9 protein-coding genes and 1 pseudogene are annotated in these 24,251 nt (G+C 70.2%); 3 read left to right on the top strand and 7 right to left on the bottom strand.

The window, feature by feature from the left end:
• Positions 1 to 150: 150 nt before the first annotated feature.
• Positions 151 to 14,796, bottom strand: coding sequence for a type I polyketide synthase (locus tag SAVERM_RS44525; RefSeq protein ID WP_010982381.1), 14,646 nt, complete (start codon positions 14,794 to 14,796; stop codon positions 151 to 153).
• Positions 14,797 to 14,956: 160 nt separating this feature from the next.
• Between SAVERM_RS44525 and SAVERM_RS05210 the strand changes: the two are divergent.
• Together SAVERM_RS05210 and SAVERM_RS05215 are read left to right on the top strand one after the other, a co-directional pair.
• A pseudogene (locus SAVERM_RS05210) lies at positions 14,957 to 15,769 on the top strand (SDR family NAD(P)-dependent oxidoreductase); the annotation flags it as partial.
• Between the two features lie 78 nt (positions 15,770 to 15,847).
• Positions 15,848 to 17,065: a glycosyltransferase gene (locus tag SAVERM_RS05215; RefSeq protein WP_159029054.1), complete on the top strand. Its 1,218-nt coding sequence runs from the start codon at positions 15,848 to 15,850 to the stop codon at positions 17,063 to 17,065.
• Here the strand turns inward: SAVERM_RS05215 and rfbB are convergent.
• Together rfbB and rfbA are read right to left on the bottom strand one after the other, a co-directional pair.
• Positions 16,971 to 18,050, bottom strand: coding sequence for a dTDP-glucose 4,6-dehydratase (gene rfbB / locus SAVERM_RS05220; RefSeq protein WP_037652655.1), 1,080 nt, complete (start codon positions 18,048 to 18,050; stop codon positions 16,971 to 16,973). The two genes, SAVERM_RS05215 and rfbB, sit on opposite strands and share 95 nt — an antisense overlap.
• Positions 18,035 to 18,934, bottom strand: a complete 900-nt coding sequence (gene rfbA, locus SAVERM_RS05225) for a glucose-1-phosphate thymidylyltransferase RfbA (RefSeq protein WP_010982385.1) — start codon at positions 18,932 to 18,934, stop codon at positions 18,035 to 18,037. Before rfbA ends, rfbB begins: the two co-directional genes overlap by 16 nt.
• Before the next feature lie 176 nt (positions 18,935 to 19,110).
• Here rfbA and SAVERM_RS05230 point away from each other — a divergent pair, with 176 nt between their 5' ends.
• Positions 19,111 to 20,091, top strand: a complete 981-nt coding sequence (locus SAVERM_RS05230) for an NAD-dependent epimerase/dehydratase family protein (RefSeq protein ID WP_042492750.1) — start codon at positions 19,111 to 19,113, stop codon at positions 20,089 to 20,091.
• A 53-nt stretch (positions 20,092 to 20,144) separates the two neighbouring features.
• On the opposite strand, the gene SAVERM_RS05235 is transcribed toward SAVERM_RS05230, so the two are convergent.
• From SAVERM_RS05235 to SAVERM_RS05250, 4 genes are all read right to left on the bottom strand, one after another.
• Positions 20,145 to 20,822 (bottom strand): dTDP-4-dehydrorhamnose 3,5-epimerase family protein, encoded by a 678-nt coding sequence (locus tag SAVERM_RS05235; protein WP_010982387.1) that lies wholly within the window; start codon positions 20,820 to 20,822, stop codon positions 20,145 to 20,147.
• A 61-nt stretch (positions 20,823 to 20,883) separates the two neighbouring features.
• Entirely contained in the window at positions 20,884 to 22,293 is a 1,410-nt protein-coding gene (locus SAVERM_RS05240) for an NDP-hexose 2,3-dehydratase family protein (protein ID WP_010982388.1), read from the bottom strand.
• Entirely contained in the window at positions 22,290 to 23,063 is a 774-nt protein-coding gene (locus SAVERM_RS05245) for a class I SAM-dependent methyltransferase (protein ID WP_010982389.1), read from the bottom strand. Before SAVERM_RS05245 ends, SAVERM_RS05240 begins: the two co-directional genes overlap by 4 nt.
• 86 nt (positions 23,064 to 23,149) lie before the next feature.
• Positions 23,150 to 24,190 carry an aldo/keto reductase gene (locus SAVERM_RS05250; RefSeq protein ID WP_042494255.1) on the bottom strand — a complete coding sequence of 347 codons (1,041 nt, stop codon included), beginning with the start codon at positions 24,188 to 24,190 and terminating at the stop codon, positions 23,150 to 23,152.
• Between the last annotated feature and the right edge of the window lie 61 nt (positions 24,191 to 24,251).

Below are 24,251 nucleotides of genomic sequence, written 5' to 3' on the forward strand. Positions count from 1 at the left end.
AGAAAGGCCCGTATGGCCGTAAGGGGGAAAGCACTGATCGATGCCGGAGCCGACCGGATACCACCGACTGGCCGACTGGCCGACCGGCCGACCGGGCTGTGCCCGACCCGCCGATCAGGGCCGCGATCAGGACCGCGATCAGAGGCGCGATCAGCGCCGCACTGATGCGATTTCTGTCAGCCATTCGTCGACATGCCGAGCAGTCGAATCCGCAAACTGTTCCAGCATCGTGAAGTGATTCCCCTGGATGTCCAGAACGGTGTGCGGAACTCCCCACGGCGGCGGCATCTGTTCTCCGTCCCGGCCGCGCAGGAAGAGGGCGGGTGTGGTGATGTCCGGAGGACTCCAGCCGGAGAAGATGCGGAAGTATCCGCCCATGGCGACCAGGCGTGTGTAGTCCACGTCCACAAACTGCGTGACGCGGTCGAAGATTTCACTTGTCAGCGCGGACGCGACAGGTGCGATGCCGTCGTCCGGGAGATAGGCGTCCATGGTCACCACCGCTTCCGGACGGACGCCTAGACGCTCCAGATGACTCGTCACCGCGTAGACGAACCATCCGCCCGCGGAATGCCCGGCGAGCGCAAAAGGCGCGCCGTCGGTGAACCGGACGATCGCGTCGGCGAACATGCGGGTCACCGCGCCGATTCCGGACGGCAGGGGTTCGCCCTCCAGGAACCCTGGCGCAGGAACGTACCAGACGTCTCGGTGTCCGTTCAGTCCCGCCGCGAAACGTGAGTACTGGTACACGCTCGACACGGCGGCGACGGTGGGCAGGCAGATGAGGGCGGGCCGTGTTTCGCCCCGGGCGAGTGCTTCACCTTGGGCGCGCGCTTCACCCTGGGCGAGCCGGACGAACGTCGGCTCCGGGATGTCCGAGGGGTCCGTGAAGGCGGGCCGGAAGAAGGAGGCCGCCGAGAGCAGGGCCATGGACTCCTCGATGCGGCGGGTGTCGTGTCCGATCCAGAACAGGGATTCGACGGTTTCGGTGGAGGTGCCGCCCCTGGTCTGCTGCTTCTCGCTCCCCGTACTGCGCTGCTGTCCGGTCTCGGCACTCCCTGCGCTCCCGGCCCCGGCTGCCGCGGCGGCAGGGGCCGGCTCGTCCGGCGTGCCCGCCTCGGCCGTCAGGCGGGTCGCGAGGTGATCGGCGAGTGCCGCGGGGCTGGGCTGGTCGAAGATGAGCGTTGCCGGGAGGCGCAGGCCGGTGACGGCGTTGATCCGGTTGCGGAGTTCGACGGCGGTCAGCGAGTCGAAGCCGAGGTCGCGGAACTCGGTGTCGGCCGGGACCAGATCGTCCGGGAGTGCGCCGTCCGCGGCTGTGACGGCGCTGGTGGGGTGGCCGAGGACGGCGGCGGCATGGGTCCGTACGAGTTCCAGGAGGAGACCGGTGCGCTGCGCGGGGATGGTGAGTCCGGCCAGGCGCTCGCGCAGCGTGGCGGGGGTGTCGGTCGCGATGCCGTGGTCGGCGGACCGCCGGGCCGGGATGCGGATCAGCCCGTGCAGGATGCGCGGCAGGGCGCCGGCCGTGGCCTGTGCGTGGAGGGTGGCCGCGTCGAGCCGGGTGGCGAGGAGCAGCCCGTCACCGAAAGGGCCGAGGCGATCCGCTGTGTCGAGGAGCGCGAGTCCCTGTGCGTTGGACAGGGGGAGCAGGCCGCCGCGGGCCATGCGCGCGAAGTCGGTGCCGGCGAGGTTGCGGGTCATGCCGTCGGCCTCGCCCCAAAGGCCCCAGGCGAGCGACCGGCCCGGCAGTGCCTGGGTGTGGCGGTGCTGCATCAGGGCGTCCAGAAAGGCGTTCGCCGCGGTGTAGTTGCCCTGTCCGGGACTGCCGAAGGAGGCGGCGGCCGAGGAGAAGACGGTGAAGGTGGTGAGGCCGGCGTCGCGGGTCAGGTCGTGCAGGTGCGCGGCGCCGAACGCCTTCGCGTGCAGGACGGCCTCCATGCGCTCCGGAGTGAGCGAGGTGAGGATGCCGTCGTCGACCACACCGGCCGTGTGGATCACGGCTTTCAGGGGGTGCTGCGCGGGCACTTGGTCGAGGAGCGCGGCGACGGCCGCCCGGTCCCCGATGTCGCAGGCCGCGACCGTGGCCTCGGCGCCGAGGCCGGCGAGTTCGGCGACCAGGTCGGCGGCGCCGTCCGCGGCCGTGCCGCGGCGGGTGGCCAGCAGCAGGTGCCGTACCCCGTGGGCCGTGGCGAGATGACGGGCGACGAGCCGGCCGAGGACGCCGGTACCGCCCGTGATGAGGACCGTGGCCTCCGGGTCCCAGTCGGCGTCGGTGGTGCTCGGCTGTGGCTGCCGGACGGGCACTCGTGTCATCCGCGGGATGCGGACGGCACCATTTCGCAGGGCGATCTGCGGTTCCCCGGCCAGCAGGGGAAGGGCGTTGCGGGAGGCGTCGGTGTCGTCGGTGTCGGCCAGCAGGAACCGGTCGGGGTTCTCGGTCTGCACGGAGCGGACCAGTCCCCAGACGGCGGCGTGTGCGAGGTCGGACACGGGCTCGTCGGGGGTCGCGGTGACCGAGCCGTGCGTGAGGAGGGCCAGGCGGCAGGCCGCGAGCCGTTCGTCGGCGACCCATTCCTGGAGCAGGGCGAGGACGCGGGTGGTGGCTTGCCGGGTGGCGTCGGCGAGGGCGGTGGAGTCGGCCGGGGCCGAGCCGGCCGGGGCGGAATCGGTGAGGGCGGAATCGGTGAGGGCGGAATCGGTGGGGGCGGATGCGCCGTCCGGCTCGCACGAGATGACGACCATGCCCGGTGCCGGGGCGCCGGCCGCCAGGGCTTCTGCGAGAGCCGCCGGGTCCGGGTAGGCCTGCCAGGAGGCGCCGTTGCGCTCCAGGACGGCGGCCGTCCGCCGGGCACCGGGGCCGATTAGGGCCCAGTCGGCTGTCCGTGCCGGTGTGGTGGGGAGGTGCAGCGGCCGCCATTCGATGCGGAAGAGGTGGTCGTGGTAGCCGGTGCGCGCGGCCTGGAGCTGCTCGGCGGAGACGGGCCGGAAGGCGAGGGACCCCGCGGAGATGACGATGCGTCCCGATGCGTCGGTGGCCAGCAGTCCGACCGCGTCCTCGTCCGTGCGGACGGTGAGACGGACGTGCAGGGTGGAGGCGCCGGAGGCGGCGACCGTGACGCCGGTCCAGGAGAACGGCAGCCAGCCGTGTCCGTCGGCGGCGGCATCGCCCTCGTGGCGCAGAACGACCGGGTGCAGTGCCGCGTCCAGCAGGGCCGGGTGCAGGGCGTACCGGGCGGCGTCGGCCGCCTGTCCCTCCGTGCTCTCGGGCAGGGTGACGACGGCGAACACCTCGTCCCCGCGCCGCCAGACCTCGCGCAGCCCCTGGAACACCGGCCCGTATCCCAGGCCGGCGCCGGCCAGCTGCTCGTACCAGCCGTCCAGGTCCACCGGTGCTGCGTCGGCGGGCGGCCACGGTTCCTGTGTGTGCTCCTCCGCGGGCCGGGCGGTGCCGGTCAGGACGCCGGTGGCGTGGCAGGTCCACTCGGTGCCGGTCGCCGCCGCGGACGAGGACGACAGTCCGTCGTCTTCGCGGGCGTACAGGGCGAAGGTGCGCCGTTCGGGCTCCTCGGGCGTCTGGGGGCCCTGGGGTGCCCCGACGGAGAGTTGCAGGATCACCGAGCCCTGTTCGGGAAGGACGAGCGGTGTCCGCAGGGTGAGTTCCTCGACGGTGCCGCAGTCGACCTCGTCGCCTGCGCGCACGGCCAGTTCCAGGATGGCCGTGCCGGGCAGCAGGACGGTACCGAAGATGGCGTGGTCGGCCAGCCACGGGTGTGTGCGCAGGGAGAGACGGCCGGTGAAGAGGAGTTCCTGCGACTCGGCCAGTGCCACCGCGGAACCGAGCAGGGGATGCCCGGCGGTGCCGAGCCCCGCTGCCGACAGGTCCCCCGGGTGGCCGGCCGAGGTGTCGACCCAGTAGCGGTGGTGATCGAAGGCGTAGGTCGGCAGGTCGAGGTGGCGGGCTCGATCGCGTTCGGGCAGGGCGGCGGGCCAGTTGACCGCCGCCGCTCCGTGCGTATGCAGCCGGGCCAAGCCGGTGAGCAGGGTGCCGGGTTCCGGGCTGTCCGGCCGTAGGAGCGGGATGAGCAGGTTCTCTTGCGGGGTGCCGGTGTCGTCGTCGGCGGGGTGGCTGTCGGCGGTGGCCTCTAGGCATTCCTCGGCCAGTGCCGACAGGGTCCCGTCTGGGCCCAGTTCCATGAAGGTGCGGACTCCGTCGGTGTGCAGGCGGCTGATCGCGTCGCCGAAGCGCACGGTCCGCCGTACCTGCCGGACCCAGTACTCGGGGTCGCTCAGTTCTCCCGCCGCCACGATGTCGCCGGTGAGCGTCGACACCATGGGAATGGCTGGTTCGCTGTAGGTCAGCGAGGCCGCGACCTGCTGGAACTCCTCCAGCATCGGGTCCATCAGCGGTGAGTGGAAGGCATGCCCGGTTCGCAGGCGCTTGACTCTCCGCCCGCGCTCGGCGAACCAGTCCGCCATGTTCCCCACCTCGTCCTCGGCGCCGGAGAACACCACCGAGGCGGGTCCGTTCACGGCCGCGACCGACACCCGGGCTTCCCGGCCGTCGAGCGCCTGTCGCGCCTCGGCTTCGCTCGCCCGTACGGCGACCATGGCGCCGCCTGGTGCGAGCTGCTCCATCAGGCGCCCGCGGGCCGCCACCAGGCGGCAGGCTGCTGCCAGGGGAAGCACCCCGGCGACGTGGGCGGCCGCGAGCTCGCCGATCGAGTGCCCGGCCACGAAGTCCGCGCGCACGCCGAGACGTTCCAGGTGCCGGAAGAGCGCGACCTGGACGGCGAACAGCGCCGGCTGGGCGTACCGCGTACGGTCCAGAACATCCGCGGCATCCGCGACATCCGCAAGATCCGCACTGGCGTGGATCAGCGGGCGCAGGGGCTGGTCCAGGTGACCGTCCAGTTCCGCCAGTACCTGGTCCAGCGCGTCCGCGTAGGCCGGGTGAGCCGCATACAGCTGACGGCCCATTCCCACGCGTTGCGTGCCCTGTCCGGCGAACAGCATGGCGGTCTTTCCGCGCCGGCGGCCTGAGTGGCCGCCACGCGGGCCGACCGACCCTTCGATCAGGCCGTCCGCCGACCGGCCCTCGGCCAGCGCGTCGAGGGCCTGAAGGAAGCCGTCGCGGTCCTCGGCCACGACGACGGCCCGGTGATCGAACACGGACCGCTGTGCCGCCAGGGCGTGCGCCACGTCGGCCGGCCGGGCATCGGATGCCCTGGCAGCGAACTGCCGCAACCGTCGCGCCTGGCCCCGCAGCGCTCGCTCGGACTTGGCGGAGAGCAGCCACGGGATGGGCAGGAGGGCCGGCTTGTCGGACATGGCGTCGGCGACGCACTCCGGTTCAGCCGACTTGTCGGACACGGCCTCGGCGACGCACTCAGCCGACATCTCGGACATGGCGTCGGCGACGCACTCCGGTTCAGCCGACATCTCGGTCACGGCGTCAGCGACGCACTCCGGTTCAGCCGCCTCCTCTTGCGGCTCGGTGAGGTCCGCCGGTCCGGTGGCGTCGACCACGTGGGGCGCCTCGACCGGCGCCTGCTCGACGATGACGTGCGCCTCAGCCGGTACCGGCTCACTGATGACGTGCGCCTCGACCGGCGCCTGCTCGATGATGACGTGGGCGTTGGTCCCGCTGACTCCGAACGCGGAGACGCCCGCGCGCCTGGGCCGGCCGTTCTGCTGCCACGGTACGGGCTCGGTGAGAAGCCGGACGCCGCCGCTCGACCAGTCGATGTGGGGGGAGGGTTCGTCGATGTGCAGGCTGGTCGGCAACAGTTCGTGGTTCAGGGCCATGACCATCTTGATCACACCGGCCACACCCGCGGCAGCCTGCGCATGCCCGATGTTCGACTTCACCGACCCCAACCACACCGGCCGCTCCCCCGAACGACCCTGCCCGTACGTGGCGAGCAACGCCTGCGCCTCGATCGGATCACCCAACGTCGTACCCGTCCCGTGCCCCTCCACCACATCCACATCCGCCACGGACAACCCCGCACACGCCAACGCCTGCCGAATCACCCGCTGCTGCGACGGACCATTCGGCGCCGTCAACCCATTCGACGCACCGTCCTGATTCACCGCACTCCCCCGCACCACCGCCAAAACCCGATGACCACGACGTTCAGCCTCGGACAGCCGCTCCACCAACAGCACACCCACACCCTCGGCCCAGCCGACCCCATCGGCCCCCGACCCGTACGCCTTGCACCGGCCGTCCGGCGACAGACCCCGCTGCCGCGAGAACTCCACAAACGCACCCGGCGTCGACATCACCGTCACACCCCCCGCCAACGCCAGCGAACACTCCCCCGACCTCAACGCCTGACACGCCAGATGCAGCGCCACCAACGACGACGAACACGCCGTATCCACCGTCACCGCCGGACCCTCGAAGCCGAAGGTGTAGGAAAGCCGCCCGGAGACGACGCTGTTGGAGACGCCGGTGAGCGCGTACCCCTCGTGGTCCTGGGTGCCGCGGCGCAGGAGCTCGGCGTAGTCCTGCTGCGAGACGCCGGCGAAGACACCGGTCGTGGACCCGTGCAGCGTGGCGGGGTCGATGCCCGCCCGCTCCAACGCCTCCCAGGACACCTCCAGCATCAACCGCTGCTGCGGATCCATCGCCAACGCCTCACGCGGACTGATCCCGAAAAACCCCGCATCGAACTCCGCCGCACCCTGCAAAAACCCACCACACCGCGTGTAGGACGTACCCGCCCGCCCCGGCTCCGGATCATAGAAAGCCTCCACGTCCCAACCCCGGTCGACCGGAAACTCCCCCACCGCATCCCGACCCGACGCGATCAACTCCCAGAAATCCTCCGCCGACTCCACACCCCCCGGAAAACGGCACGCCATCCCCACAATGGCAATCGGCTCGTCGACATCCACACGCGGTGCCGGGGCCCGAAGGGCAAGGGCAAGGGCAGTGCCGGTGGTCGGGCTTCCGCCGCTCAGCTGCTCGTGGATGTGTGCCGCGAGTGCCACCGGGCGGGGATGGTCGAACACCAGGGTCCTCGGGAAGCGCAGGCCCGTGGCGGTGTTGAGGCGGTTGCGTAGTTCGACGGCGGTGAGGGAGTCGAAACCGAGGTCGCGGAAGGCGCGCTCGGGCACCACCGCATCGGCGGTGCCGTGTCCAAGGACGGCCGCGGCATGGGTAAGGACCAGGTCCAGCACGGTCTCGGCCTGTGCGGCGGGGTCGAGTCCGGCGAGGCAGTCGCGCAGCATGCCGCCGCGCACGGTGTCCACCGCCTCCGACAACTGACCACCCCACTGCCCAGAGACCCCGGAACCCCGCGGCGCCCCCTCCACATCCAGCCAAAAGCGCTCTCGCTCGAACGCATACGTCGGCAGCTCCACCCCGCAACCACCAGCGACCCCGCGACCAACACTCCCGAACACACCGGACCACTCAACCGCCACCCCACCCACGAACAACTCGGCCACGGACATCAGGAAGCGTCGCAAGCCGCCTTCGCCCCGGCGCAGAGATCCGACGACCAGGCTGTCCAAGTCACCCATCTCGTCCAGGGTTTCCTGCACACCGACCGCGACGGCCGGATGCGGGCACGCCTCGATGAAGACGGTGTGGCCGGCGCGGACCAGCGCCTGTGTCGCGTCCCGGAAGCGGACGACCTGGCGCAGGTTGCGGTACCAGTAGTCGGCGTCGAGTTCGGTGCCGTCGATGCGTTCGCCGGTGACGGTGGAGTAGAAGGGCACGTCGCCGGTCCTCGCGCGGATGGGGGCGAGGAGTTCGAGCAGCCGCCCCTGGATCGCCTCGACCTGCGGGGAGTGCGACGCCCAGTCGACCATGAGCCTGCGGGCCGGTACGTCTTCGTGTGACAGCTCCTCCACCAGGGCGTCGACCGCTTCCGGCTCCCCGGAGACCACGGCCGAACGCGCCCCGTTCACGGCGGCGATGACCAGACGGTCGCCCCATGTCGCAAGACGCGGCTCCAGCTTCTCGACCGGCAGACCGACCGATGCCATCGCCCCCTGCCCGGCCAGTGCGGCCAGCGCCTGGCTGCGCAGGGCGGTGACCCGGGCGGCGTCGTCGAGGGAGAGTGCACCGGCGACGTAGGCCGCTGCGATCTCGCCCTGCGAGTGCCCGGCCACCGCGTCCGGGTGTACACCGTACGAGCGCCAGAGCGCCGCCAGCGAGACCATCACCGCGAAGAGGACGGGCTGGACGACATCGACGCGTTGCAGAGGGGGTGCGTCCGGTGCGCCGCGCAGGACGTCGAGGAGAGACCAGTCCAGGTACGGTTCGAGGGCTTGGGCGCAGTCGGACATCTGCTGGGCGAAGACCGGTGAGGAGCCGAGGAGTTCCTGCGCCATGCCTTCCCAGTGGGTGCCCTGTCCTCCGAACAGCATGGCGATCTTTCCGTCGGCCGCCGGTCCGGCCACACCCTGTACCACCCCCGCGGTGGGTGCCCCCTCGGCCAGTGCGTCGAGTGCGTGCAGGAACTCGTCGCGGTCCTCGGCCACGACCACCGCACGATGCTCGAACACCGACCGCTCCGACACCAAAGCCCGCCCGACCCCAGCCGGACTCACCCCCACACCATCCGCACCCCCACCAACCGCCACAACCCCACGCAACCGACGCGCCTGCCCCCGCAACGCCAACTCCGACCGCGCCGACACCACCCACGGCACCACCCCCGAACCCGACACCACCCCCGGACCCAACTCCTGCAGCCGGCCCGCACCCCCATCCGCGCCCCCGGACGCCTCCTCCAAAATCACATGCGCATTCGTCCCACTCACCCCGAACGCAGACACCCCCGCACGCCGCAGCCGACCCTCCACCCCCGGCCACTCCACCTCATCCGCCAACACACGAACCGACCCACTCGACCAATCCACCTGCGACGACGGCTCATCCACATGCAACGTCCGCGGCAACACCCCCGCCCGCAACGCCATCACCATCTTGATCACACCCGCCACACCCGCAGCAGCCTGCGCATGCCCGATGTTCGACTTCACCGACCCCAACCACACCGGCCGCTCCCCCGAACGACCCTGCCCATAAGTGGCGAGCAACGCCTGCGCCTCGATCGGATCACCCAACGTCGTACCCGTCCCGTGCCCCTCCACCACATCCACATCCGCCACGGACAACCCCGCACACGCCAACGCCTGCCGAATCACCCGCTGCTGCGACGGACCATTCGGCGCCGTCAACCCATTCGACGCACCGTCCTGATTCACCGCACTCCCCCGCACCACCGCCAAAACCCGATGACCACGACGTTCAGCCTCGGACAGCCGCTCCACCAACAGCACACCCACACCCTCGGCCCAGCCGACCCCATCGGCCCCCGACCCGTACGCCTTGCACCGGCCGTCCGGCGACAGACCCCGCTGCCGCGAGAACTCCACAAACGCACCCGGCGTCGACATCACCGTCACACCCCCCGCCAACGCCAGCGAACACTCCCCCGACCTCAACGCCTGACACGCCAGATGCAGCGCCACCAACGACGACGAACACGCCGTATCCACCGTCACCGCCGGACCCTCGAGCCCCAGGGTGTAGGCGACGCGTCCGGATGTGACGCTGCTGGACAGGCCCGTCATGGCGTAGCCCTCGAGGTCCTCGGTGGCCCGGCGCACGAGGTCGGCGTAGTCCTGACTGCACATGCCGGCGAAGACACCGGTCGTGGACCCGCGCAACGTGGCGGGGTCGATGCCCGCCCGCTCCAACGCCTCCCAGGACACCTCCAGCATCAACCGCTGCTGCGGATCCATCGCCAACGCCTCACGCGGACTGATCCCGAAAAACCCCGCATCGAACTCCGCCGCACCCTCCAGGAAACCGCCCCGGCGCGTATACGACGAACCCGCCCGCCCCGGCTCCGGATCATAGAAAGCCTCCACGTCCCAACCCCGGTCGACCGGAAACTCTCCCACCGCATCCCGACCCGACGCGACCAGTTCCCACAAGTCCTCCGCCGACTCCACACCCCCCGGAAAACGGCACGCCATCCCCACAATCGCAATCGGCTCGTCAACGTCGACACGCGACGCCGGGACCGGAGGAGCAATGTCACGCTGGCCGCCCGCGCCCTCCTCCAGCTGTTCCTTGAGGTATCCGGCCAGCGCGGAGGGAGTGGGGTAGTCGAAGATCAGCGTGGTGGGCAGGAGGAGCCCGGTGACGGCGTTGAGGCGGTTGCGCAGTTCGACGGCGCTCACGGAGACGAAGCCCAGGTCGCGGAAGGCTCGCTCAGGGCGTACGGCGGTGGGGGTGCTGTGTCCGAGCACGGTCGCCGCGTACGTACGGACCAGGTCGAGAAGCGCACGTTCCTGCTCGGCGGTGTCCATGGCCTTGAGCCGTGCGGAGAACGAGTCGGGGGATGCGGTGGCGGTGTCGAGTCCGGTGGTTTCCCGGGCGAGGCGTGCTTCGGGGATGTCGCTGATGAGGGGCGAGAGTCGGGAGCCGGGGAGGGAGTTGGCGGTGAATCGGTCCCAGTCGATGTCGGCGACCGTCACACAGGTCTCGTCATGGTCCAACGCCTGGCCCAGTGCCACCAGCGCCGTCTCCGGCGTCATCGCCGCCAGACCCCGACGCCGCATCTGCCCCACGGCCCCCTCCGCCATCCCCCCACCAGCCCACGGACCCCACGCCACCGCCAACCCCGGCAGGCCCTCACCACGCCGGTGCCGAACGATTGCCTCCACATACGCGTTCGCCGCCGCGTAACTCCCCTGTCCCGCCGGCCCGAACGTCGCCGCAGCCGACGAGAACACCACGAACCCCGAAAGATCCGCCCCCCGCGTCAACTCATGCAGATTCCAGGCCGCCAGCGCCTTCGCCCGCAGCACCCCCGTGACACGCTCGGACGACAACCCCTCCAACACCCCGTCATCCACAACTCCCGCGGCATGCACCACCACACCCAGCGGGCACTCCGCCGGAACGGCCGACCGCAACACCTCCGCCAACGCCTCACGGTCCGCCGCATCACACGCCACCACCGACACCCGCGCGCCCAAGCCCATCAAGTCCGCTCGGAGTTCTTCGACTCCCTGGGCGCTCTCCCCGCGTCGGCTCACCAGCAGCAGGTGTTCGGCGCCACGCCGGGCCATCCACCGGGCGACGTGCGCACCCAACTCGCCGGTGCCTCCGGTGACGAGTACGGTGCCGCGGGGCCGCCACTCCCGCTCCGCGACGGCCTCCTCCAACGGCGCCCGCACCAACCGCCGCACAAACGCCCCCGAAGACCGCACGGCAAACTCACTCTCACCCCCTCCCCCCACACCCGCCAGCACACCTACCAACCCATCGACCACCCGCTCATCCACGAGCTCCGGCACATCAACCAGCCCACCCCAGCGGTCCGGTGCCTCCGCCCCCACCACACGGCCCAGCCCCCACACCACACCCGAGGCCGGCCCCCACACAGCATCCCGGCCCCCCACCGACACGGCCCCGCCCGTCACACACCACAGCCGCGCCCCCACGCCCACATCACCCAGCGCCTGCACCAACCCCACAGACGCCACTCCCGCCTGCACGACGCCACTCCCCCAGCCCACAAGGGAGACGACACCGCCGACAGCCTCACCATCGACCGCCTCACGCAGGTGGCCGGCCAACACTTCCCTGCTCACACACCCCGCTTCCACCTCCACCCGAACCACTCGCGCCCCACACCGCTCCAACCCCTCCGCCACCACATCAACCGGGCCCGCCTCGCCCTCGGACACCACCAGCCACGCGCCCGACAGCCCCCCTACACCACCGCCCGAAACGGGTCGCCACACCTCCCGATAGCGCCACCCGTCCACCACTTCACGCTCGTGCCGTACCCGCCCCCATTCCCCCAACGCCGACACCACCGCACCCAGCGACGCCCCCTCATCCACCCCAAGGAGCGATGCCACCACCCCCGCATCACCACACTCGACCGCCTCCCACAACGGACCACCCCACATCCCGGAAACCCCGGAACCTCCCGCAGATCCCTCCTCCACGTCCAGCCAAAATCGCTCCCGCTCAAACGCATACGTCGGCAGCTCCACCCCGCATCCATCACCGACCTCGCGAGCAGTCCCCTCGAACACACCGGCCCACTCAACCGCCGTCCCAGCCACGAACAACTCCGCCAGGGCGGTCATGACCGACCGTGCCTCCGGCTGGTCCGGCCGCAGGGCGGGGATGGCGCGGGCCGGTGCACTGAGCGAGTCCTGTGCGAGGGCCGACAGCGTGCCGTCGGGGCCGATTTCGAGGCAGGTGGTGACGCCCTGTTCCTGAAGCCATGAGATGCCGTCCGCGAAACGGACCGTGCTGCGGGCGTGTTCGACCCAGTAGTCCGGGGTGCACATGGTCTCGGCGGGGAGGGGCGCGCCGGTGACGTTGGAGACGACGGGAATCCGCGGGGCGCTGAAGGTGACCTGCTCGGCCGCGCGGCGGAAGTCGCCCAACATGGCGTCCATGTGCGGCGAGTGGAAGGCGTGGCTGGTCCGCAGCCGCCGGGTGCGGCGGCCTCGTGCCGCCCATTGCTGCGCGAGGTCCAGGACCGCGTCCTCGTCCCCGGAGAGGACGATCGACCGCGGCCCGTTCACCGCGGCGTGCGCGACCCGGGATGCGTATTCGTCGGGCAGCGGGAGGATCTCGTCCTCGGACGCCTCGATGGCCACCATGGCTCCGCCGGACGGGAGCCCTTGCATCAGGCGGCCTCGTGCGACCACCAGTGCCACCGCGTCGGCAAGGCAGAGCATCCCGGCGACATGGGCGGCCGCCAGTTCACCGACGGAATGGCCGAGGACGTAGTCGGGCGTCAGACCCCAGGTCTCCAGCAGCCGGAACAGCGCCACCTCGAAGGCGAACAGGGCGGGCTGGGCGAAACCCGTGTCCTCGATCAGCCGGCCTTCGGGAGAGTCCTGCGGTGCGAAGAGTACGTCCCGCAGCCCAGGGGCACCGGGGTCGGTGCGGGCGGTGTCGGCCTCCGCGCAGATCTCGTCGATGGCCTGGGCGAAGACGGGGTACGCCTCGTACAGTTCGCGGCCCATGCCTGCGCGCTGGGTTCCCTGCCCGGCGAAGAGTACGGCGAGTTCGCCCGAGGTGGTTCGTCCCTCGACGACGCCGGGCACGGGGCGGCCGCCGGCCAGTGCGTCGAGTGCGTGCAGGAACTCGTCGCGGTCCTCGGCCACGACCACCGCACGATGCTCGAACACCGACCGCTCCGACACCAAAGCCCGCCCGACCCCAGCCGGACTCACCCCCACACCATCCGCACCCCCACCAACCGCCACAACCCCACGCAACCGACGCGCCTGCCCCCGCAACGCCAACTCCGACCGCGCCGACACCACCCACGGCACCACCCCCGAACCCGACACCACCCCCGGACCCAACTCCTGCAGCCGGCCCGCACCCCCACCCGCGCCCCCCGACGCCTCCTCCAAAATCACATGCGCATTCGTCCCACTCACCCCGAACGCAGACACCCCCGCACGCCGCAGCCGACCCTCCACCCCCGGCCACTCCACCTCATCCGCCAACACACGAACCGACCCACTCGACCAATCCACCTGCGACGACGGCTCATCCACATGCAACGTCCGCGGCAACACCCCCGCCCGCAACGCCATCACCATCTTGATCACACCCGCCACACCCGCAGCAGCCTGCGCATGCCCGATGTTCGACTTCACCGACCCCAACCACACCGGCGTGTCACCGGCCCGCTGCCCGTACGTGGCGAGCAACGCCTGCGCCTCGATCGGATCACCCAGCGTCGTGCCCGTCCCGTGCCCCTCCACCACATCCACATCCGCCACAGACAACCCCGCACACGCCAACGCCTGCCGAATCACCCGCTGCTGCGACGGACCATTCGGCGCCGTCAACCCATTCGACGCACCGTCCTGATTCACCGCACTCCCCCGCACCACCGCCAAAACCCGATGACCACGACGTTCAGCCTCGGACAGCCGCTCCAGCAGCAAAATCCCCACGCCCTCGGACATGCCGGTGCCGTCGGCAGCCGACGCGTACGCCTTGCACCGGCCGTCCGGCGACAGACCCCGCTGCCGCGAGAACTCCACGAACATGCCCGGGGTGGACATGACCGTCACGCCTCCGGCGAGGGCGAAGGAGGACTCACCGGTGCGCAGTGACTGGCAGGCGAGGTGCAGTGCCACCAGCGACGACGAGCACGCCGTGTCGACCGTCACCGCGGGGCCCTCGAAGCCGAAGGTGTAGGCGACGCGTCCGGACAGGATGCTTCCCGCGTTGCCGTTGCCCAGGTAGCCGGCCAGGTCGTCGGGGACCGAGAGCAGACGGGTCGCGTAGTCCTGGGACATGAGGCCGGCGAAGACGCCCGTCCGGCTGCCGCGCAACGTGGCGGGGTCGATGCCCGCCCGCTCCAACGCCTCCCAGGACACCTCCAGCATCAACCGCTGCTGCGGATCCATCGCCAACGCCTCACGCGGACTGATCCCGAAAAACCCCGCATCGAACTCCGCCGCACCCTCCAGGAAACCGCCCCGGCGCGTATACGACGAACCCGCCCGCCCCGGCTCCGGATCATAGAAAGCCTCCACGTCCCAACCCCGGTCGACCGGAAACTCCCCCACCGCATCCCGACCCGACGCAATCAACTCCCAGAAATCCTCCGCCGACTCCACACCCCCCGGAAAACGGCACGCCATCCCCACAATTGCAATCGGCTCCTGCTCGCCCGATTCAATCTGCTGAAGTCGACGCCGCACATTGAGGAGATCGGCAGTAACGCGCTTGAGATAGTCGCGGAGCTTTTCCTCGTTAGCCATGGACCGGTCTCCTCGACAAGAGAAATCGGAAATTAAAAAACACGCATGGGACTCTCACAGGCTAGAGCGACGAGAGCAGCACAAATACCCCTAGATACCCCAGACCCCTGATGCTCGATGAATGCCGCTATAGCTAGGGGGTATGGCGCCAGACATGAATTCACAGCGTTTCGGCGGCCGGCTGGCGCTTGTCACAGGTGCAGGCGGTGGCATCGGGCGGGCGACCGCCTGCGCTCTCGGATCGGCCGGGGCGCGAGTGGTGTGCGTGGACCGGGACGGCCGCGGCGCCGGGGTGACGGCCGACCTGGCCCGGACGCGGGGCGCGCGGGCGGCCTGGCCCGAGGTGGCCGACGTGTCCGACGGAGCGGCGATGGAGCGGTTCGCCGAGCGCGTCGCCGAGACGTACGGGGTCGTGGACCTGCTGGTGAACAACGCCGGCATCGGCATGGCGGGGCGTTTTCTCGACACGTCCGTCGAGGACTGGCAGCGCACCCTGGGCGTCAACCTCTGGGGTGTCATTCATGGTTGCCGCCTCATCGGCCGGCAGATGGCGGAGCGCGGGCAGGGCGGGCACATCGTGACGGTGGCGTCGGCGGCGGCGTTCCAGCCGACGCGGGCGGTCCCCGCGTATGCCACCAGCAAGGCGGCGGTGCTGATGCTGAGCGAGTGCCTGCGCGCGGAGTTCGCGGAGTTCGGGGTCGGAGTGAGCGTGGTGTGCCCGGGCTTCGTCCGTACGTCGTTCGCGTCGGCGATGCATTTCGCCGGTGTGCCCCGGCTGGAGCAGGAGCGGCTGCGGGCGCTGTTCGCCGGTCGCGGATGCAGCGCGGAGAAGGTGGCCGCGGCGGTACTGCGGTCGGTGGCGCGCGACTCGGCCGTGGTGACCGTGACGGCGGAAGCGCGGCTGTCACGGCTGATGAGCCGCTTCACGCCACGCCTGCGCGCCGCGGTGGCGCGGATGGATCCCCCTTCGTAGGGCTGGCGGGGATCCCCTCCTTGCCTTCGAACATCTTCCGACGATGGGCAGTGAGAGATGTCAGATCATTTTCTCTTCATGAGTGCGCCGTTCTGGGGGCATGTGTTCCCCAGTCTCGCCGTGGCGGAGGAGCTCGTGCACCGGGGCCACCACGTCACCTTTGTGACGGGCGCGGAAATGGCCGATGCGGTGCGTTCCGTGGGCGCTGATTTCCTGCGGTACGAGTCCGCCTTCGAGGGTGTCGACATGTACCGGCTGATGACCGAGGCCGAGCCGAACGCCATCCCCATGACGCTGTACGACGAGGGCATGTCCATGTTGCGTTCGGTGGAGGAGCACGTCGGCAAGGACGTTCCGGACCTGGTGGCCTACGACATCGCCACCTCCCTCAACGTGGGTCGTGTCCTCGCCGCCTCCTGGAGCAGGCCGGCCATGACGGTCATTCCCCTGTTCGCGTCCAACGGGCGCTTCTCCACGATGCAGTCGGTATTGGATCCGGATTCCGCTCAGGTCAGTGCGCCGCCGCCGCGCTTCTCGGAGCAGATGGAGTTGTTCGGCCTCGGGGCGCTGGTGCCGCGCCTCGCGGAGCTGCTCGTTTCCCGGGGTATCACGGAACCGGTCGACGATTTCCTTTCCGGACCGGAGGACTTCAACCTGGTGTGTCTGCCGCGCGCCTTCCAGTACGCGGGCGACACCTTCGACGAGCGGTTCGCCTTCGTCGGACCATGTCTGGGTAAGCGCAGGGGTCTGGGCGAGTGGACACCACCGGGCAGCGGGCATCCAGTGGTGCTCATCTCCCTCGGGACCGTGTTCAACCGGCAGCTGTCCTTCTTCCGCACGTTCGTCCGGGCGTTCACCGACGTCCCCGTGCACGTCGTGATCTCGCTCGGCAAGGGGGTCGACCCCGATGTGCTGCGGCCGCTGCCGCCGAATGTCGAGGTGCACCGGTGGGTGCCGCACCATGCGGTGCTGGAGCATGCCAGGGCTCTGGTCACGCACGGCGGTACCGGCAGTGTGATGGAGGCACTGCACGCAGGGTGCCCGGTGCTCGTCATGCCCTTGTCGCGGGACGCGCAGGTGACCGGCCGGCGGATCGCCGAGCTGGGGCTGGGTCGTATGGTGCAGCCGGAGGAGGTCACGGCGACGACGCTGCGCCGGCACGTGCTGGACATCATCTCCGATGACGCGATCACCCGACAGGTCAGGCAGATGCAGCGGGCCACGGTCGAGGCGGGCGGCGCCCTGCGGGCAGCGGACGAGACCGAGCGGTTTCTGCGCCGGACGCGCCGTCACTGACCGGCAGCTCGGGCCGGGCGGTGAGTGGCTCCCACAGGGTTCGGTTCTCCACGTACCACTGAACGGTCTGTGCCAGCCCCTCCTCGAAGGGCACGCGGGGCGCGTAACCGAGCTCGGCGGAGATCTTGCTGATGTCCAGCGAGTAGCGCCGGTCGTGCCCCTTGCGGTCGGTCACGGGTTCGACCATCGACCAGTCCACGCCGAGCAGGTCCAGGAGCCGGGCGGTGAGCTCACGGTTGGACAGCTCCGTCCCGCCTCCGATGTGGTAGATCTCGCCGGGCCTGCCGCGTTCGGCGACCAGGGCGATGCCACGGCAGTGGTCGTCCACGTGCAGCCAGTCGCGGACGTTTTCGCCGTCGCCGTACAAGGGCACCTTCGTGCCGTTCAGCAGATGGGTGACGAACCGCGGGATGAGTTTCTCCGGGAACTGGTGGGGGCCGTAGTTGTTCGAGCATCGGGTGATGATCACTGGTAGGCCGTGCGTGCGGTGGAAGGACCGGGCGAGCAGGTCGGAGGACGCCTTGGACGCGGAGTAGGGCGAGTTCGGCTCCAGCGGGGCGTCCTCGGTCCACGAGCCGGAGTCGATGGAGCCGTAGACCTCGTCCGTCGAGATGTACACGAAGCGGTCCACGGCGGCGTCGGTGGCGGCGCGGAGCAGGGTGTGAGTGCCGAGGACATTGGTGCGTACGAACTCGGCGGCGTCGGCCACGGACCGGTCCACGTGTGACTCCGCCGCGAAGTGGACCACCATGTCGGAGCCGTCCATCAGGTCCGCGACCAAGGGCCCGTCGCAGATGTCGCCGTGCACGAAGATCAGGGATGGGCTTCCCAGGACCGGTGCGAGGTTCTCCAGGCGACCCGCGTAGGTCAGCTTGTCGAGCACCACGACCTCGGCACCGGTGAACGCCGGATACGCGCCCGTCAGCAACCGCCGTACGAAATGGGAACCGATGAAACCGGCGCCGCCCGTCACGAGTAGGCGCATCCCGGGCTCCTCACCGCGGCTTCCGCCGCAATACTCATCAGATACTCGCCGTAGCCGGAGCCGGCCAGTTCGACCCCGCGCAGATAGCAGTCGTCCGCGTCGATCAGACCCATCCGGAAGGCGATCTCCTCGAGACAGGCGATCCGTACTCCCTGGCGCTTCTCCAGGACCTGCACATACTGCCCGGCGTGCATCAGCGAGTCGTGCGTCCCCGCATCGAGCCAGGTGAAGCCCCGGCCCAGGTCCACCAGCCGGGCCCGCCCCTCGGCGAGGTAGGCCCTGTTGACGTCGGTGATCTCCAGCTCGCCGCGGGCCGACGAGCGGATGCCCCGGGCCACCTCGATCACGTCGTTGTCGTACAGGTACAGGCCTGTGATCGCCAGGTTGGACCGGGGGGCGGTGGGTTTCTCCTCGACGGACAGCAGCTTTCCGGAGGCGTCGACCTCTCCGACTCCGTACCGTTCGGGATCCGTCACCGCGTATCCGAACAACACACAGCCGTCGACATCGCGGGTGTGGCTGCGCAGCAGGTGCGAAAAGCCCATGCCATGGAAGATGTTGTCCCCAAGGACAAGGGACACCTGATCCTGACCGATGAAATCGGCGCCGATGAGGAATGCCTCGGCGATTCCTCCCGGTCGCTGCTGCGCGGCGTAGTCGATGTTCAGCCCGAGGCGGCTTCCGTCTCCGAGCAGTCTCCGGAATTGTTCGAGATGATCGGGTGAGGAAATCACCAGGATGTCTTTTATGCCGCCGAGCATCAACACGGAGAGCGGGTAGTAGATCATGGGTTTGTCGTAGACAGGGAGCAGCTGCTTGGAAAGGGCACGGGTCAACGGGTAAAGCCGAGAGCCGGTTCCCCCCGCGAGCACGATTCCCTTCATGTCGGACTCCCCGCAGTCGACGTTATATATCTCTGCCGTCTGCCCGACGGTACCAAGTGGCGGAAAACGCACCAGGAATTCGAGCGCCGCTAGGGGGAAGGGCTCAAGAAGATAGGGGCCACCAGATGGGGCGGTTTTCGGTGTGCCCGCCCCGGCCGACCGGAATACTGAAGAGCATGCTGACGACTGGGATGTGCGACCGACCGCTGGTCGTCGTACTCGGAGCCTCCGGCTATATCGGGTCGGCCGTCGCGGCGGAACTCGCCCGGTGGCCGGTCCTGTTGCGGCTGGTGGCCCGGCGACCGGGCGTCGTTCCGCCGGGCGGCGCCGCGGAGACCGAGACGCGTACGGCCGACCTGACGGCGGCGAGCGAGGTCGCCCTCGCCGTGACGGACGCCGACGTGGTGATCCACCTGGTCGCGCGCCTCACCCAGGGAGCGGCATGGCGGGCGGCGGAGAGCGATCCGGTGGCCGAGCGGGTGAACGTCGGGGTGATGCACGACGTCGTCGCGGCCCTGCGGTCCGGGCGCCGCGCCGGGCCGCCCCCGGTGGTGGTGTTCGCCGGGTCGGTCTACCAGGTGGGCCGCCCGGGTCGGGTCGACGGCAGTGAGCCGGACGAGCCCGTGACGGCCTATGCCCGTCAGAAACTCGACGCCGAACGGACGTTGAAGTCCGCCACGGTCGAGGGTGTCCTGCGGGGGATCTCGCTGCGGCTGCCCACCGTCTACGGCGCGGGGCCGGGCCCGCAGGGCAACGGCGTCGTGCAGGCGATGGTGCTCCGGGCGCTCGCCGACGAGGCCCTCACCGTGTGGAACGGAAGCGTGGTGGAGCGTGACCTGGTGCATGTGGAGGATGTCGCGCAGGCCTTCGTGAGCTGCCTGGCGCACGCGGATGCGCTCGCCGGGCGGCACTGGCTGCTCGGCAGCGGTCGTCCTGTGACCGTCCCGCACCTCTTCGGTGCCATCGCCGCCGGCGTGTCCGCCCGCACCGGGCGCCCCGCGGTGCCCGTGACCGCGGTGGACCCTCCGGCGATGGCGACGGCGGCGGACTTCCACGGGACCGTCGTCGACTCCTCGGCGTTCCGCGCGGTCACCGGGTGGCGGCCGCGGCTGTCGCTTCAGGAGGGCCTGGACCACATGGTGGCGGCTTACGTGTAGCGCCGGGGTGGCGGCCGGGCCCGGGCGGTGACGGCCCGGATCCGGGTCGGCCGTCACAGCTTCTCGTCGAGGCCGCGGCTCGCGCGGTACTCCGGCAACATGCCGCGTCGCAGGGCCTGCTGGAGAGTCGGCGCGCGCCGGTCGCGCTCGGAGAGGATCGGTGCCCGCCCGAGGTGGTGGCCGAGGGGCAGGGCGAGGTCCGGATCCTCGGGCGAGAGGGCGTGTTCGTTCTGCGGAACGTAGCCGCTCGACATCAGGTACACCATCGCCGTGTCGTCTTCCAGCGCCACGAACGCGTGCCCGACCCCGATCGGCAGGTAGACGGAACGGAAGCGCTCCTGGTCGAGGAGGACCGAGTCCCACTGCCCGAAAGTCGGTGAGCCGGTGCGCAGGTCGACGACGAAGTCCAGGGCCCGTCCCCGGGCGCAGTGGACGTACTTGGCCTGGCCGGGTGGTGTCGCGGTGAAGTGCACGCCGCGGACGACGCCGCGGCGCGAGACGCTCTGGCAGGTCTGCGCGGTGGGAAACCGGTGCCCGACGGCCTCGCTGAGGACCGGTTCCTGGTAGGGGGTGACGAAGAGCCCGCGCTCGTCGGGGAAGACCGTCGGGGTGAATTCGACGGCGCCCTCGACGACGAGCCTCCGGACCGTGACACCGGCGGCGGTGGCCCGGGCGCCCGCGGGCGGGGCGGGCCGGTCGGCGGAGCTCCGGCGAGGCCGGCCAAGGGTCATCGCTGCACTCTCTCTGTCGTGCGGGTTGTCATACGGGTAGTCGTACGGGCCGGTTCCGGAGTCACAGCTCGACGGCGCGGGTGGTGAGCAGGGACAGCAGGGTGCGGGCCTGCACGTTCACGTAACGGCCGTACCGCAGCAGCTGGGTCAGCTGGCCCGGGGTGCACCAGCGGTACCCCGGGGGCGGGTCGTTCGGCGCCTGGCTCTCGTCGGCCTCGACGAACAGGTAGCGCGCCTGTGCGTGCAGAAAGCGACCGCCCTCCTCCGAGTGGACCGCCGCGTAGCGGATGCGGTCGGGCGCGGCCTCCAGCACCAGGTCGAGGAAGCGCGGCCTGGCCGGTCCCGTGAGGTGGGCGTAGTTGCGCGGGGTGTACTGGACCGTCGGGCCGAGTTCGATCGTGTCGAGGAAGCCGCCCTCGACCCTGCCGTGGGCGAGCAGGTGCGGTACGCCGCCGATCCGCCGGGTCAGGAAGGCGGTGATGCCGTGGCCGCACGGTTCGATCAGGGGCTGGGTCCAGGCGGCGACCTCCCGGTTGGAGGCCTCGACACGGACCGCGACCACACGGAAGTACCGGTCCGCGTGGTGGGCGATGGACTCCGCGCCCGTGGTCCAGCCGGGGATGCCGGCCAGGGGCACGCGGCGGGCGTGCACGGAGTGCCGGGAGCGTTCGGCGGCGTACCAGGAGAGCAGTTCGGCGTCGCTGTGCAGGGCCGCGGGCTCGTCGAACGGGGTGGGAAGGCAGGCGAGGACCGTGCGTGCGTCCATGTTCACCAGGTTGTCCCGGTGCATCAGTTCGCCGATCTGCCCCAGTGTCAGCCAGCGGAAGTCGTCGTCCAGTGGTACGTCCTCGTCGGTCTCCACCACGATGTTGCGGTTGAACTTCCGGTGGAACCAGGCTCCGTGCTCGGACTGGAGGACGTCGACCACCACGGTGGCGCGCCGGGGCTGTGTGAAGTACTCGAGGTACTTCACGGCGGCGCCCCCGTGGACCTTGGTGTAGTTGCTGCGCGTGGCCTGCACGGTGGGCGACAGCTGGACCAGGTTGATGTTGCCGGGCTCCATCTTGGCCTGCATCAGGAAGTGCAGGACCCCGTCGAACTTCTTGGCGAGGATGCCGAGGATGCCGATCTCGGGCTGGTGGATGATGGGCTGCTGCCATTCCGGGAAGGGCTGTTCACCGCCTCGGACGTGCAGTCCCTCCACGGAGAAGAACCGGCCGCTGCGGTGGGCCAGATTGCCGGTTCCGGGGTGAAACGACCAGGCGTCCATCCCGTGGAAGGGGATGCGCTCGACCCGGAACCGGTGGGCCCCGGACCGCCGCGTCCACCAGCCGGTGAACGCGTCGAGGGACGTCCGGCGCCGGTGTCGCCCACGGCGGCGGAGCGGGCGAGGCACGCGGGCAGGGCGGCGTCGTGCCGCGCGGTGAGCGGTGCTGGGCTCGGTGTGGTCGGCATCGGCTCGTACGCTCATGCACCCCACGTCATGTAGATCACCGGTGGCTCGCGGCCGGGCAGTTGGCGCAGTGGGGCGTGGTCGAGGCCGAACGCCTCGCTCAGCGCCCTGGTCTCCCCCGGCCATTTGGGGTGGGTGAGTTCGTCGAAGGCGAGGATGCTGCCCCTGGTCAGGTGCGGTGTGATGACGTCCAGCAGTTCGCGCGTGGGGCGGTAGAGGTCCAGGTCGAAGTAGGCCAGCGCGATGACGGTGTGCGGGTGTTCCGCCAGGTATTGGGGCACCGTTTCGCGTACGTCGCCCTGGACCACGAAGGAACGCTGGGTGTGGCCGTAGGGTTCGTTCGCCTCGTGCGCCGCGAGCACCTGCCGCAGGTGCTCCACTTCGCCGTCCGGCACGGCGAACCGCCCAGGGACCGCGCTGGTGCTGACCTCGTCCGCCTCGTCGATGTCGGGGAAGCCGGTGAACGTGTCGAAGCCGATGACGCGGCGCAGCGAGTTGTACGGCTCATAGATGCTGCGCAGCGCGGTCAGCGTGGCGAGGTGCCGTCCGTGCAGAACGCCGAACTCCATGATGACGCCGGGGACTTCCGGCAGCATGCGGTACAGCGCGTCCATGGAGAGCAGGTCGGCGAGCTGGTTGCGCCGCATGTAGACGGACAGGTTGTCGATCAGGTACTTCGGCGGGATCGGGCTGTCGACGAGGAGCTTGGTCAGCTGCTCGCGGGCAGCGCGTTCCTGCTCGGACTCGTGCGGCACGATCCGGGGATCGGTGAACTCCCGCTCGGTCATGGAGGCCTTTCCTTTCATGGGTCGGTACCGGGCGCGCCGGACGTGCCGGTCGTACCGGGCGTGCCGGCGGGCACGACGCTGTCGGGTCAGGACAGCCAGGCGTCGGGGGCGGATCCGCCGCGGCCGACCGGGGGGAACAGCTCCTCCAGGCGGGCCAGGACGGGCTCGGGCAGCGGGGTGCGCAGGGCGTGCAGTGCCCCGTCCACGTGCTGTTCGGTGCGCGGCCCGATGACCAGCCCGGTCACGCCGGGCCGCGACAGCACCCAGGCCATGCCGACATGGGCGGGGTCGAGGCCGTGGTCCGCGCACACGTCCTCGTACGCCGCGATGGTGGTGCGGTGGTGCTCCAGGGCCTCGACGGCCCGGCCCTGTGCCGACTTGACCGCGGTGTTCTCCCGCGTCTTGCGCAGGACACCGCCGAGCAGGCCGCCGTGCAGTGGCGACCAGACCAGGACGCCGACACCGTAGGCGGACGCGGCGGGGATGACTTCCAGCTCGGCGTGTCGGGTCACGAGGTTGTAGACGCACTGCTCGGAGGCGAGGCCCAGGGCGTTGCGCCGCCGGGCCGCCTCCTGGGCGGAAGCGATGTCCCAGCCCGCGAAGTTGGAGGAGCCGACGTAGCGCACCTTGCCCTGCGTGATGAGCAGGTCCATCGCCTGCCACACCTCGTCCCAGCCGGCGCGGCGGTCGATGTGGTGCAGCTGGTACAGGTCGATCCAGTCGGTGCGCAGTCGGCGCAGCGAGGCGTCGCAGGCGGCCACGATATTGCGTACGGACAGTCCGTGATCGTTGGGGCCGCTGCCCATCGGATCGCCGACCTTGGTGGCCAGCACCACCTGCTCACGCCGGGCGGGGCGGTCCGCCAGCCACCTGCCGATGACCTCTTCGGTGTACCCCTTGTGGACGCGCCAGCCGTAGGTGTTGGCGGTGTCGAACAGGGTGATGCCCTGAGCCAGGGCGTGATCCATCAGTCGGCGCGCTTCGGGCTCCTCCACCCGTCCGCCGATGTTGACCGTTCCGAGCGCCAGTCGGCTGATCCTCAGCCGGGTCCTGCCCAGTTCGGTGTGGAGGGGAGCACTGCTGTTGCTGTCGGACTGGACGGGTGCGGGCTCGGCCGTCGTAGGCATCATCGATCAGTCGACACTCCCTCGTGCGTGAGCGGCGGGCGCTCGAGCAGGACCCTGACCT

It is taken from the genome of Streptomyces avermitilis MA-4680 = NBRC 14893 (assembly GCF_000009765.2).
GTDB lineage: Bacteria > Actinomycetota > Actinomycetes > Streptomycetales > Streptomycetaceae > Streptomyces > Streptomyces avermitilis.

What these genes read in the sequence shown, in the direction of transcription:
- SAVERM_RS44525 (WP_010982381.1), bottom strand. Translation starts at nt 14,796, where the DNA reads ATGGCTAACGAGGAAAAGCTCCGCGACTATCTCAAGCGCGTTACTGCC.
- SAVERM_RS05215 (WP_159029054.1), top strand. Translation starts at nt 15,848, where the DNA reads ATGAGTGCGCCGTTCTGGGGGCATGTGTTCCCCAGTCTCGCCGTGGCG.
- rfbB (WP_037652655.1), bottom strand. Translation starts at nt 18,050, where the DNA reads ATGCGCCTACTCGTGACGGGCGGCGCCGGTTTCATCGGTTCCCATTTC.
- rfbA (WP_010982385.1), bottom strand. Translation starts at nt 18,934, where the DNA reads ATGAAGGGAATCGTGCTCGCGGGGGGAACCGGCTCTCGGCTTTACCCG.
- SAVERM_RS05230 (WP_042492750.1), top strand. Translation starts at nt 19,111, where the DNA reads ATGCTGACGACTGGGATGTGCGACCGACCGCTGGTCGTCGTACTCGGA.
- SAVERM_RS05235 (WP_010982387.1), bottom strand. Translation starts at nt 20,822, where the DNA reads ATGACCCTTGGCCGGCCTCGCCGGAGCTCCGCCGACCGGCCCGCCCCG.
- SAVERM_RS05240 (WP_010982388.1), bottom strand. Translation starts at nt 22,293, where the DNA reads ATGAGCGTACGAGCCGATGCCGACCACACCGAGCCCAGCACCGCTCAC.
- SAVERM_RS05245 (WP_010982389.1), bottom strand. Translation starts at nt 23,063, where the DNA reads ATGACCGAGCGGGAGTTCACCGATCCCCGGATCGTGCCGCACGAGTCC.
- SAVERM_RS05250 (WP_042494255.1), bottom strand. Translation starts at nt 24,190, where the DNA reads ATGCCTACGACGGCCGAGCCCGCACCCGTCCAGTCCGACAGCAACAGC.